This is a genomic window from Microbacterium phoenicis, assembly GCF_047302325.1.
Taxonomy (GTDB): domain Bacteria; phylum Actinomycetota; class Actinomycetes; order Actinomycetales; family Microbacteriaceae; genus Microbacterium.
Genome location: NZ_CP154849.1, coordinates 1,974,493 through 1,986,863 on the forward strand (window position 1 = coordinate 1,974,493; position 12,371 = coordinate 1,986,863).

The following is a 12,371-nucleotide window of genomic DNA, read 5'->3' on the forward strand; positions in this document are numbered from 1 at the left end:
TCACACTTCAGCGGCGTCGTCCTTCGGGGACGGCGCCGCTTTCGTGCGCCGGCGAACCACGAAGCCGAGCAGGAGAAGAGCGGGGACGGCGGACCACCCGAGAACCCACTGCATCGCCGGGCCGATGATCACGGCTGGCGTGAGACCGGTGCGAAGCGGCACGTCCACCAGGAGCGCCCCGGCGGTGTCCGCGGCCAGGCCGTCGATGACGGAGCCGTCGGGGCCGATGACCTGACTCGTCCCCACCGTCGAGATGTTGACGACGGCGCGGCCCGTCTCGATCGCCCGCATGCGAGCGAACCCGAGCTGCTGCACGTTCTCGTCGGTTCCGCGGAAATCAGCGTTGTTCGTCTGGAACATGTACACCTCGGCCCCATCGCGAGCGCCCTGCCAGATGACGTCGTCGTAGATGACATCGAAGCAGATCGCCAACCCGACGCCGACGCCGTTCACGTTGAAGAACGGCGGGTTGGTGCCCGGCGTGTACTCCCGCTGGATCAGACCGACCAGGTCTGGAGCGAGCGCCTCGAAGAACCAGCGGTCCGGGACGTACTCCCCCATCGGGACCGGGTGCGTCTTGTCGTGAATGGCGATCGGGTTCTCCGCGCCCGCCTGCCAGAGCATCGACGAGTTGTAGACCTTGCTGCCGCGCTCGGTGGCGGCGTTGATGATCAGCGGAGCGTCGACCTTCTTCGAGAGCTCGTCCAGGGCCTTCGCCATCGACTCGTCATTCAGCGGGTCCGAATCGACACCGCCCTCCGGCCACAACAGGACGTCGATGTCCTCGCCGACGAGCGGCTGGGTCGCCGCGAGCTGCGCACGGTAGACGTCGTATGAGCTCCGCTCGTCGAAATAGCCCGACGGCCCGTTGCCCTGCACCGCCCCGACGCGCATCGTGCCGGCGTCCGTCGTCGGGAACTGCGGGATGAGGATGAGGAGGGCTGCGGCGGCCACAACGGGGGCGGCGAGCCGCAGTCGACGCCAGAACCGCATCCGGACCGCCTCGATGGCGGCCGCGACGGTGAAGGCCATGACGAAGGTGAGTCCGCTGACGCCGAGCCACGACGCGAGCTCGGCGAGCGGTCCATCCGACTGGCTCATGCCCAGCCGGGCCCACGGGAAGCCCGTGTACGGCCAGGAGCCCATGAACTGCTCCCTCGCCGTCCACGCGGCTGCGACCAGTGCGGGAAGGAGCGTCACGCGCGCCCAGCGCGCCGGTAGCACCCGAGGCAGCCATCGATAGCAGAGCGTGATGGCGATCGCACCCACGGCGCTGAGGACGGTCTCGACGCCTGCGAGGGCGAACCACGGCACGGGGCCGAGGTAGCGCGTGATCCACGCGATGTGCAGGAGGTAGAAGGATGCGGCGAAGACGGCGCCGACCGCGACGGCGCCCCAGGCGGACCGACCGATGAGGGTGAGGAGGGTCATGGCGGCGCCGACGAAGGCGAGGGGCCAGATGCCGATGTCGGGATACGCGAGATCGAGGACCGCGCCACCGGCGACCGCCACGGGAAGCGCGAGCCAGAGCGGGAGGACAGGACGGCCGGGCACGGACGAAGCTTAGAGGAGTCCCGCTATGGCGCCGCTGAAGGCGGAGCGCGCATCGATCACATGGCCGACCCGTGCCGCTCCGAGTGCGAGAGGTAGATCTCGGCGTTCCGAAGGATGCCCGCTCGCTCCTCCGCTGTGAGCTCGCGGCGGACCTTCGCGGGGACGCCCGCCACGAGAGAGCCGTCGGGAATCTCGGTGCCCTCGAGGACCACAGCACCGCCCGCGACGAGGCATCCTGCCCCGACGACGGCACCGGAGAGCACGACGGCGCCCATCCCGATGAGCGTGCCCTCGCCGATTCGGCATCCGTGCACGACGGCGTTGTGTCCGATCGAGACGTCGTCTCCCACCTCGACGCCGTGCGCCGCGTCGACATGGATCGCGACGCCGTCCTGGACGTTGCTCCGTGCGCCGATGACGATGCGGGCGCTGTCGCCACGCAGCACCGCGTTGTACCAGACGCTCGAAAGCACCCCCAGGGTCACGGCCCCGACCACACGGGCACCCGCCGCGACGAAGGCGGACTCCGCGATGGCGGGCGCCGCACCGGGCAGGGGGATGACGCTGGCGTGCGGTGAGACGGTCATCGTTCTCCTCAGGGGGCGATGTGGGTGAGCCGACCCGCGAGGATCGTGGCAGCGACCTGCGTCGTGCGCATCTCCGCGTCCGACGCCGTGAGCGGATCACGGTCGACCACGACGAGGTCCGCGACTGCCCCGGGCTCGAGCGCACTCCCGGCCGCCGATCCGCCGGAGGTGGATGCCGCGAGCGCGACGGCTGCGGAGACGCCCTGATCCGGGTGCCACGGCTCGCGGCCGCCGCGCGTGCGGTGCACGGCCGCCGCCATCGCCGCCCACGGATCGAGCGGCGAGACCGGGGCATCCGATCCGAACAGGAGGTTCGCCCCGGTGTCGGCGAGCGAGCGGAGCGGGTACGGCAGAGCCGTCTGCGCGGCCCACACCGAGTCGGTCAGGTCGCGGTCGTCGATCGCGTGCTCCGGCTGCACGCTCGCACCGACGCCGAGGCGAGCGAACCTAGGGATGTCGGCGTGGGCGACGAGCTGTGCGTGCTCGATCGTTCCCGTTGCACCCGAAGCCGCGAAGGCATCGAGCGCATGGGAGTTGGCGACGTCGCCGATCGCGTGGATAGCGCACGACATTCCGGATCCGGTGGCGCGCACCATGAGGGCGCGGAGGTTCTCCGGGGCGACAGTCATGACTCCGGTGTTGTGCGGATCGTCCGGGTAAGGGTGGGAGCACGCGGCGGTGCGGGTACCCAGCGATCCGTCGGTGATCACCTTGAGCGATCCCACGCGGACCAGACCCAGGGGGTCGAGCGCATCGCCCGTCGCGAGGCCTTCGGCGATCGCCCGCTCCAGAAGGTCGGGATACACGCCGAACGACACCCGCATGCCGTCGAAGCCCGCCGCGAGGCGTCGAGTCCAGGCATCCGCGTTCCAGGCCATGTCGAGGTCCACGATGCCGGTCACGCCCCGTGCCGCCGCGCGGTTCAGGGCGGCGTGAACGTACCGGTCGACCACGGCGGTGTCCAGGTCGTTGAGACGGCGGGAGATCTCGAACGCGGGCTCCTCGCGCAGGATGCCATCGGCGGGGGGGACGATGGACTCCCGCCGGAAGGCCGCACTGTTCAGCCAGACGCTGTGGACGTCGGCGTTGATGAGGTACGTCGGCACATCGCCGGTTCTCTCGTCGAGCAGCGTGAGGCTGGGGGTATCGGCCCAGAAGGCATCCCGGAACCCCGTGCCGACGCGCCTCCCGTCGTCCAGGACGGGTGAACGTCCCATGACGGATGCCGCTTCGGCCGCACTCTCGACGTCACCGAGCGGGGTCCGCTGCGCGGTGAGGGCCCATTGCACCGTGTGGACGTGGTGATCCCACAGACCCGGCACGAGCCAGCCGCCGGAGCCGTCGACGACGACTCCTCGTGCCGGCAGAGCGCCCGCGGGAGCGATGTCGATGATCAGACCGTCGCGGACGTGCACGTCGACGGGATCGTCCCCGAACGGGTCCACACGGTCCGCCCCGGTGAGCCGGACATCGGCGACGACGCTGATCGCCTCGCCCCGCCCGGGGGTCACGGCCGGGTCTCCCGCGCGTGCCGCATGGCATCTCGCGAGCGACGCATCTCGTCGGCCAGGCGAGGATCCGCGTACGGACTCGCCCCGGCATCCAACCGCTCGATGATCGTGTCGACGACGTCCTCGGGACGGTTCTGGCTGAGCTTGCGCTTGGCCGTCACGTGGGTGGGCGTGAGCCGGAAGCCGACGGTCCCCTTCTCGAGGCGCCGGACGAACTCGGCGTCGTTGGGTGCCTCCCACATCGGACGCGGCTCGGGCAGCCCCGACTCGAAGCGGTCGACGAGCTTCTCGAGGACGTCGAGGTTCTCCTCCGCGGAGAGGATCTCGGGCACTCCGCGCAGGTGGACGGAGACGAAGTTCCAGGTCGGTACGGCCGGGCCGTCGCCGTACCAGCCGGGCGAGATGTATCCGTGCGGCCCCTGCACGACGACCAGGAGCTCGGACTCCCCCAGTCCGTGGATGAGGTCGTCCGGACGCCCCACGTGGCCGACGATCGTCAGGTCGTCGCGCGTCGGGTCGAGCAGGACGGCGTAGTGCGACGCGACGAGACCCGTCTCGGTGTCGCTCACGATCGTCACCCACGGGTGAGCGTCGATGACACGGCGCATCTCCGCGACGTCGCTCATCGCGAAGCTCGGGTTCTGTCTCACTCTTCGTGCTCCTCTGCCGCGCTCAGGCCTGGCACCGCGGGCACCAGTACAGCTTCCGCGCCGCCATCTCCTCGAGGAGGATCTCCGTCCCGCAGACACGACAGGGCAGTCCCACCCGGTGATAGACCCAGTGACGGTCGTCGCGGCTGGCCATCGCACGTCGGTAGGCCTCCGGATCGAGGTCGTCCACCGTCATCATCTGACCGGTCTCGACGCCGATCGCGAGGAGGCGCACCCAGTCCTGCCAGAGCAGCCGGAGGGTCTCCTCCGGCACGTCACGGCCGGGCGTGTGCGGGTTCAGGTTCGCCCGGAACAGCATCTCGGCGCGGTACACGTTGCCGATCCCGCTTACGACCTTCTGGTCCATCAGCAGCTGCCCGATCGGAGTCGGCTTGCGGCGCACCGCGGCGACGAAGCGCTCCTCGCCCTCCGAGATGTCATCGACGAGGGGGTCGGGCCCGAGCGCTGCGACGGTGGCGAGCATCTCGTCGGTCGTCTGCAGTTGGCAGGCAGTCGGACCACGGAGGTCCGCGCACGTCGAATCGGTCAGCAGGCGCAGGCGAACCTGCCCGACGATCGGAGGCGGCCATTCGGCATCCGTCTGCTCGGCGAGGCCCTTCGTCTGCTCGCTCATCCGGACCGCTCCGCGCGCGCGCCGAGGCGCGCCGATCGACGAGAGGGAGTTCTCGCCTGCGTCGTCGTAGACCGGGTCGACGCCGCGCTGGTTCGTCTGTCCCATGCGTCCGTTTGCCGAGGCGATCGTCGGATCGAGGAGGATCTCGCCCGCAAAATCCCACGCCCCGTAGATGCCGAGGTGCACGCGCAGCCAGACGTCGTCGCCGAAGTCCAGGAACATCTGCTTGCCTACGGCGCGCGCCTCGACCGGCGTGCGGCCGTCGAGGACCGCGGCGCCCTCGGCGAACCGGCCCTGAGGGCTCGACGCGGACACAGGCCGCCCCACGAAGTTCCGGTCGAACTGGCGGGCGATGCGGTGGACGGAATGCCCCTCGGGCATCAGCCGGCTTCCGGGTCGAAGGTCTCCGAAGCATCGAGCACGTCGGGGGTCACGGCGCGAGGGTCGGCCTCGAGCGTGCCGTCGGTCTCGTACGCCGCGAGCTGCGCGATCCGCCTCGCGTGGCGCTCCTCACCCGAGAACGGGGTGGCGATGAAGCGGTCGATGAAGCCGACAGCCTCGTCGAACGTGTGCTGGCGCGCACCGATCGCGATGACGTTCGCATCGTTGTGCTCACGGGCGAGTTCCGCCGTCGCGATGCTCCACACGAGGGCGGCACGGATGCCGCGCACCTTGTTCGCGGCGATCTGCTCGCCATTGCCGGAGCCGCCGAAGACGACGCCGAGGGTCTGGATGCCGCGAGCCTGGTCCTCGGCGACGGCCTGCGCCGCACGGATGCAGAACGACGGGTAGTCGTCGAGCGGGTCGTACTCGACCGGACCGTGGTCCACGACGTCGTGACCGGCTTCGGCCAGGTGATGCTGCAGACGGGTGGAGAATTCCATGCCCGCGTGGTCGGTCGCGATGTGGATGCGCATGTGACGATTCTAGGGACGCCGGTACCCCGTTCCGGCGAGCCATCGGCGTAGGCTGTGACGGTTGCCGTCGGCGCCAGCAGCGCCCGTCCGCGGCACCCCACCCTCACCCCTGGGAGACACGAACGTGCCTGGAGAGAACCTCACCCGCATCGAAGCGCAGGAGCGCCGCGCGACCGTCGAGACGCATTCGTACGACGTTACGCTCGATTTGACGACTGGTGACGAGGTCTTCGCTTCGCGGAGCGTCATCCGCTTCGCCGCGACCGCCGGCGCCTCGACCTTCGTTGACCTGATCGCCCGCGGCATCCGCGAGATCACCCTCAACGGCCGCTCTCTCGATCCTGCCGCGGTCTACGCCGATTCCCGCATCGCACTCGACGGGCTCACCGACGAGAACGAACTCGTCGTCGTCGCCGACTGCGAGTACACGAACACCGGCGAGGGCCTGCACCGTTTCGTCGACCCCGTCGACGGCGAGGTCTATCTGTACTCCCAGTTCGAGGTTCCCGACTCCCGTCGCGTCTTCGCCGTGTTCGAGCAGCCCGACCTGAAGGCCACGTTCCGCTTCACGGTCACGGCCCCCGCCGCGTGGAAGGTCGTGTCCAACTCCCCCACGCCCGAGCCGCACGCTGCGGGCCACGGCGTCGCGACCTGGTCGTTCGAGCCGACGCCGCGTATCTCGTCGTACATCACCGCGCTCGTCGCCGGCCCGTACGAGGAGGTGTTCTCGGAGCTCACGAGCGCCGACGGCCGCACCATCCCCCTCGGTGTCTTCGCCCGCAAGAGCCTCTGGCAGTACCTCGACGCCGACTACATCTTCGAGAAGACCCGCCAGGGCTTCGCCTACTTCGAGGACAAGTTCGGCGTGCCGTACCCCTTCGCGAAGTACGACCAGCTCTTCGTGCCGGAGTTCAACGCCGGCGCCATGGAGAACGCCGGCGCGGTGACCTTCACCGAGACCTACGTCTTCCGCTCCAAGGTGACGGATGCCGTGAAAGAGCGTCGCGTCGTCACGATCCTCCACGAGCTCGCCCACATGTGGTTCGGCGACCTCGTCACCATGAAGTGGTGGAACGACCTGTGGCTGAACGAGTCGTTCGCCGAATGGGCGTCGACCATCGCGACCGCAGAGGCCACCGAGTGGACGGAGGCCTGGACGACGTTCAACGCTATGGAGAAGACCTGGGCGTACCGCCAGGACCAGCTCCCCTCGACCCACCCCGTCTTCGCCGAGATCAACGACCTCGAGGATGTGCAGGTTAACTTCGACGGCATCACCTATGCCAAGGGCGGATCCGTCCTCAAGCAGCTTGCGGCCTGGGTCGGCATCGAAGCGTTCTTCGCCGGCGTCTCCGCGTACTTCCAGAAGAACGCATGGGGCAACACCGAGCTCAGCGACCTGCTCGTGGAGCTGGAGTCCACCAGCGGTCGCGAGCTGACGACCTGGTCGAAGAAGTGGCTCGAGACCGCCGGCGTCAACACGCTCGCGCCCGAGATCCGCGTCGACGGCGACGGTGCGATCACGCGATTCGCCATCGTGCAGACGGCGCCCGCCGATTACCCGACGATCCGTCCGCACCGCCTCGGAGTGGGCTTCTACACCCTCGACGGTGACGCGCTCGTGCGCACCCACCACGTCGAACTCGACGTCGACGGCGACCTGACCGAGGTCCCCGAGCTCGTCGGCCTCTCGCAGCCCGACCTCGTCCTCCTCAACGACGACGACCTCGCGTACGCGAAGATCCGTCTCGACGAGCGCTCCCTTCGAACCGCGACGGCGCACCTCAGCAAGATCAGCGACCCGCTCGCGCGCTCCCTCGTCTGGGGCGCCGCGTGGGACCAGACCCGTGACGCCGAGGCCTCGGCATCCGAGTACATCGATCTCGTCCTCCAGAACATCGGCTCCGAGACCGAGTCGACCACCGTGCGGACGACCCTCGCTCAGCTGCAGCTAGCCGCCAATTCGTATGTCGCTCCGGACAGGCGGGATGCCGCGCGCCGGCGCGTCGCGGACGGTGTCTGGGACCTCGCCCAGGGCGCCGAAGCGGGAAGCGACAGCCAGCTTCAGTTCGTAACCGCGTTCGCCTCTGCTGCGGCCACCACCGCACAGTGGGAGCGTGTCGGACAGCTGCGCTCCGGTGAGCTCGCGCTCGAGGGTCTCGAGATCGACGCGGACCTGTCGTGGGCGCTGCTCGTCTCGCTCGCGGCGGGCGGGGTCGTCTCCGCGGCCGACATCGACGAGGCGCTGGCCGCCGACAACACCGCGAAGGGCGGAGAGTTCGCCGCCCAGGCACGGGCTGCTCTCCCGACCGTCGAAGCGAAGCGTGCCGCCTGGTCCTCCCTCATCGACAGCGGTGACCTGCCGAACACCGTGGTCCGCTCCGCCGCGGCAGGATTCGTTCACCCCGCCGGCACCGGCGCCCTCAGCGAGTTCGTCGGCGCGTACTTCGACATGCTTCTGCCCGTCTGGGAGTCGCGGACCTATCAGATCGCCCAGTACCTGATCGTGGGCCTCTTCCCCGCGCCGCTGGCCGACGCCGCCCTGCGAGACGCGACGCGCGGGTGGCTCGCGGAGCACCGCGACGCCCCGGCCGCTCTGCGACGTCTCGTGAACGAGAACCTGGCCGGTGTCGAGCGGGCGCTGTCCGTCCAGGAGCGCGACGCACAGGACTGAGCACGGCCCGTCGGGGCGGTCATGTCGTACCACGGGAGGACATGACCGCCCCGATCTCCTGCTCGCGGGGGACGCGACGGATCCCAGTCCGTCCGTAGCGTGAAGCACATGATCGTTGCAGAAGGCCTCACGAAGAGGTACGGAGACAAGACAGCCGTCGATGGCGTGAGCTTCACGGTTCAATCCGGCAAGGTGACCGGCTTCCTGGGGCCCAACGGCGCAGGCAAATCGACCACCATGCGGATGATCGTGGGACTCGACCGTCCCACTGCGGGGCGCGTTACCCTCGATGGGCGCGACTACCGGTCGCTGCGCTCCCCGCTGACCGAGGTGGGAATCCTGCTCGACGCGAAGGCCGTCCACACCGGTCGGAGCGCCCGCAACCACCTGCTGGCGATGGCGGCGACCCACGGCATCCCGCGCTCACGGGTGGACGAGGTGATCGAGATCACCGGCCTCCAGAGCGTCGCGAAGCGGCGCGCCGGCAAGTTCTCCCTCGGCATGGGTCAGCGGCTCGGGATCGCGGCAGCTCTTCTCGGCGACCCCCAGACGCTCATCCTCGACGAGCCGGTCAACGGGCTCGACCCCGAGGGTGTGCGCTGGGTGCGCCAGTTCGTCCGCGCCCAGGCGGCCTCCGGACGCACGGTCCTGCTGTCGAGTCACCTGATGAGCGAGATGTCCCTCACGGCCGACCACGTCATCGTGCTCGGGCGAGGCCGCGTACTGGCGGACGCCGGCATCTCGGATCTCGTGAGCGCGTGGACGCGCAGCGCCGTCAGCGTGCGTTCGCCGCGTGCCGCCGAACTCGCGCAGCTGGTCGCAGGACCGGACATCATCGTCACATCCTCGGAGTCCGGTCTCCTCGACATCACCGGCACCACGGCCGCCGTGGTCGGCGACATCGCGGCGCAGCACGGGATCGCACTCCACGAGTTGACGCCGCGCAGCGGCTCGCTCGAGGACGCCTATCTCGCCCTGACCGAGGGTTCCGTCGAGTACCGCACGCAAGGAGCAGCAGCATGAGCGTCACGACCGAAACACGCGCCGCGGCGCGACCCACGGCATCGTCGTCCTCCTACCGGCTGAGTTTCGGACGTCTTCTTCGGAGCGAGACCCTGAAGCTCTTCACACTTCGATCGACCTGGTGGTCCCTTGGGATCACGGTTCTCCTCGCCGTCGGCATCGCGGTGGCTGTCGGTCTAGCGACCCAGAGCCTCCCCGACGAGTTCCGCGACCAGGTCCCGCTCAACCCGGTCACGGCCGTCGTGTCACCGCTGCAGCTGACGATGCTCGTCGCCGGGATCTTCGGCGCGATGGCGATCACCGGCGAGTACTCCACGGGGATGATCCGATCCACCATCGCTGCCGAGCCTCGGCGCGGAGCCGTCCTCCTCGCGAAGACGATCGTGGCCGGCGCCACTCTGGTGGCCACCACCGTCCTGACCTCGCTCATCGCGATCGTGATCCTGACACCGATTTACGGCAGCAATGGATTCGCCTGGGACGACGCAGACCTCACCTGGGTCCCGCTGGGCTACTCGCTCCTCGCGATCGCCAGCGTGACGCTTCTCGGTCTGGGCGCCGGTTTCATCATCCGCAACGGGGCGGGGGCGATCGGGGCCACCGTCGGTCTGCTTTTCGTCGCTCCGCTGATCCTCAGCATCTTCGCGGCCTTCGGAGAGAGCTGGCGCTGGGTCGTCGACCTCGCGCAGTACCTTCCGTACAACGCGGCGGGAACCCTGGTGAACGGCGGCGGCGATGACGTCGTGCCTGCGCTGATCGCGATCGTCGCTTGGCCCGCTGCTGCTCTGATCACCGGCTGGGCTCTCCTGCGCACGCGGGACGCGTAAGGTCTTGGCGTGACGACTCGAAGCCGCAGCTCCTCCTCCGCGGAGGGCGAGCTGCGGCTTCCTCGTCCGCCGGGCATCCTGCGACGCTACTGGGCGAGGCATCCGCTGTTCGCCGACATCCTCGTCACCGTCATCTGCCTCCTCGTGTCGACCATCCCGGTGATCGCGACCCCGATCCTGCCGGAGGGTGTCGGCACCAACGCCCGCGAGTGGCGGGACGTGCTGCCGACTCTGGGAGTCATCGTCGTCCTCGGCTCCGTAGCGCTTCTCCTGCGGCGCCGTCATCCGCTGATCGTCCTCGCGACCTCGTACGTCGTCGCTCTGGCGTACATGTTCGCTCCCGCGCCGATCACCGGGCCGCTGCTGCTGGTCGCCACGTACTCGGTCGCCGTCTACGTCAGTTCCCGCGCCGCACTCGTCGGCGGCATGATCGGGACAGCGGCGCTCGCGGGCGCAGGGCTCATTCTCACCGCAACCGAGGCCAGCTCGGCGACTGTCGTCTGGGGGTCCCTCGTCAACGAGACCCTCAACGCCGTGATCGGCGGTCTCATCGGAGCCAACGTCGGTTCCCGGGCACGCTACGTGAAGGCGCTCATCGATCACTCGCAGCGTCTCGTGGTCGAACGCGACCAGCAGGCGCAGCTCGCCGCGTCGTCGGAGCGCGAGCGGATCGCGCGCGAGCTCCACGACATCGTCGCTCACTCGCTGACCGTCATGGTCGCCCTCGCGGAAGGCGTCGCGGCCTCGCGCGACGCCGAACGCTCGCGACCCGGGGTCGAAGCCATCGCGGCGACCGGCAGAGAGGCGCTCCGCGACATGCGGGCGACCCTCGGCATCCTCCGCGAGCACGAAGCGGCACCTCTCGCGCCGCTCGCCCGTGACACGACGGCGGAGACCGTCGCGTCGGCGCGCGCCGCCGGATTCGACACACGTCTGGTCGTCTCGGGCGATCCTGGGGATCTCGATTCCCGGACGCAGCTCGCGGTGTCACGGATCGTGCAGGAGGGCGTCACCAACGTCCTCCGCCACGCGTCGGCTGCGACGCACATCGATGTGGCCATCCGCCACGCACCCGACGGCGTCTCGGTCAGCGTCACGGACGACGGCCTTCCGACGACCGTCGGAACCGACGCCGGCGGCTTCGGGCTCCGGGGGCTCCGCGAGCGCGTCGGGCTGGCCGGCGGTACCGTCACGGCGGGCCCGCGACAGCCGCACGGGTGGTCCGTGACGGCCCACATCCCCCGACAGGAGACCACCGCGTGAGCACGTCCCCCTCCCCCGCCTCCGTGCGGGTGTTGATCGTCGACGACCAGTCGCTCATCCGTCTCGGTTTCCGCATGGTGCTCGAAGCCGCCGACGGGATCGAGGTCGTGGGCGAGGCCGCCGACGGAGCCGGCGCCGTCGAGGCGACGGCGCGGCTGAGACCCGACGTGGTGCTGATGGACGTCCGGATGCCGGGAGTCGACGGAATCGAGGCGACGGCGCGCATCGCGCGGGACCACCCCACGGTGCGCGTCCTCGTCTTGACGACCTTCGACCTGGACGAGTACGCGTTCGGCGCACTGCGCGCCGGAGCAGGAGGCTTCCTGCTGAAGGATGCCGGCCGAGACGAGCTCGTCGCCGCCGTCCGCGCCGTGGCCGCGGGCGAAGCCACTCTCGCGCCGCGGATCGTTCGACGGATGATCGAGCTGGTCACGGACACCGGCGGAACCCTCCCGGGAGGGTCTCCGGAGCCTGCGCCGCGCGGACACGGCTCGCTGACCGCCCGCGAGGAGGAGGTCCTCGGGGCGATGGCGCGGGGTCTGACGAACGCCGAGATCGCAGACGAGCTGTTCCTGGGCGAGTCGACGGTGAAGACTCACGTCGGTCGCATCCTGGCGAAGCTCCCGGCCCGGGATCGCGTGCATGCAGTCCTCATCGCGCACGGACTCGCGGACCCCGTCGACAGCGGCGGTGCCCAGCTGGAGGAAGGGTGGCCTCGATAGGATCGGAAC

11 protein-coding genes are annotated in these 12,371 nt (G+C 69.5%); 5 read left to right on the forward strand and 6 right to left on the reverse strand.

Annotated features, from left to right (window positions below; genetic code table 11):
- From lnt to ABCU91_RS09690, 6 genes are read right to left on the reverse strand one after another with little or no spacing between them, the layout of a single operon-like run.
- A complete protein-coding gene (gene lnt / locus ABCU91_RS09665) occupies positions 1 to 1,554 on the reverse strand; it encodes an apolipoprotein N-acyltransferase (protein WP_413353525.1) in 1,554 nt (517 codons plus the stop codon).
- A gap of 56 nt (positions 1,555 to 1,610) precedes the next feature.
- On the reverse strand, positions 1,611 to 2,141 hold the full coding sequence (locus ABCU91_RS09670; RefSeq protein WP_413353526.1) for a gamma carbonic anhydrase family protein: 531 nt from the start codon (positions 2,139 to 2,141) through the stop codon (positions 1,611 to 1,613).
- Between the two features lie 8 nt (positions 2,142 to 2,149).
- On the reverse strand, positions 2,150 to 3,652 hold the full coding sequence (locus tag ABCU91_RS09675; RefSeq protein ID WP_413353527.1) for an amidohydrolase: 1,503 nt from the start codon (positions 3,650 to 3,652) through the stop codon (positions 2,150 to 2,152).
- A complete protein-coding gene (locus ABCU91_RS09680) occupies positions 3,649 to 4,302 on the reverse strand; it encodes an FMN-binding negative transcriptional regulator (RefSeq protein WP_413353528.1) in 654 nt (217 codons plus the stop codon). Before ABCU91_RS09680 ends, ABCU91_RS09675 begins: the two co-directional genes overlap by 4 nt.
- 22 nt (positions 4,303 to 4,324) lie before the next feature.
- Positions 4,325 to 5,317, reverse strand: a complete 993-nt coding sequence (locus tag ABCU91_RS09685) for an Fpg/Nei family DNA glycosylase (protein WP_413353529.1) — start codon at positions 5,315 to 5,317, stop codon at positions 4,325 to 4,327.
- Entirely contained in the window at positions 5,317 to 5,853 is a 537-nt protein-coding gene (locus ABCU91_RS09690) for a ribose-5-phosphate isomerase (protein WP_406924203.1), read from the reverse strand. The genes ABCU91_RS09685 and ABCU91_RS09690 overlap by 1 nt, the downstream gene beginning before the upstream one ends.
- A 124-nt stretch (positions 5,854 to 5,977) precedes the next feature.
- On the opposite strand from ABCU91_RS09690, the gene pepN reads away from it, so the two are divergent.
- From pepN to ABCU91_RS09715, 5 genes are all read left to right on the forward strand, one after another.
- Positions 5,978 to 8,527, forward strand: coding sequence for an aminopeptidase N (gene pepN, locus ABCU91_RS09695; protein ID WP_413353530.1), 2,550 nt, complete (start codon positions 5,978 to 5,980; stop codon positions 8,525 to 8,527).
- 108 nt (positions 8,528 to 8,635) lie between these two features.
- Positions 8,636 to 9,550: an ABC transporter ATP-binding protein gene (locus ABCU91_RS09700; RefSeq protein WP_406924201.1), complete on the forward strand. Its 915-nt coding sequence runs from the start codon at positions 8,636 to 8,638 to the stop codon at positions 9,548 to 9,550.
- The gene (locus ABCU91_RS09705; protein ID WP_406924200.1) at positions 9,547 to 10,377 is read left to right on the forward strand and encodes an ABC transporter permease; all 831 of its coding nucleotides are present in this window, start codon (positions 9,547 to 9,549) and stop codon (positions 10,375 to 10,377) included. The genes ABCU91_RS09700 and ABCU91_RS09705 overlap by 4 nt, the downstream gene beginning before the upstream one ends.
- 9 nt (positions 10,378 to 10,386) lie before the next feature.
- Complete coding sequence (locus tag ABCU91_RS09710) at positions 10,387 to 11,640, forward strand: sensor histidine kinase (RefSeq protein ID WP_413353531.1); 1,254 nt, start codon at positions 10,387 to 10,389, stop codon at positions 11,638 to 11,640.
- Positions 11,637 to 12,362 carry a response regulator gene (locus ABCU91_RS09715; RefSeq protein WP_413353532.1) on the forward strand — a complete coding sequence of 242 codons (726 nt, stop codon included), beginning with the start codon at positions 11,637 to 11,639 and terminating at the stop codon, positions 12,360 to 12,362. The genes ABCU91_RS09710 and ABCU91_RS09715 overlap by 4 nt, the downstream gene beginning before the upstream one ends.
- Positions 12,363 to 12,371 lie beyond the last annotated feature (9 nt).

Coding starts and splice junctions, on each gene's coding strand:
- ABCU91_RS09670 (WP_413353526.1), bottom strand. CDS start 2,141: ATGACCGTCTCACCGCACGCCAGCGTCATCCCCCTGCCCGGTGCGGCG.
- ABCU91_RS09685 (WP_413353529.1), bottom strand. CDS start 5,317: ATGCCCGAGGGGCATTCCGTCCACCGCATCGCCCGCCAGTTCGACCGG.
- ABCU91_RS09690 (WP_406924203.1), bottom strand. CDS start 5,853: ATGCGCATCCACATCGCGACCGACCACGCGGGCATGGAATTCTCCACC.
- ABCU91_RS09700 (WP_406924201.1), top strand. CDS start 8,636: ATGATCGTTGCAGAAGGCCTCACGAAGAGGTACGGAGACAAGACAGCC.
- ABCU91_RS09705 (WP_406924200.1), top strand. CDS start 9,547: ATGAGCGTCACGACCGAAACACGCGCCGCGGCGCGACCCACGGCATCG.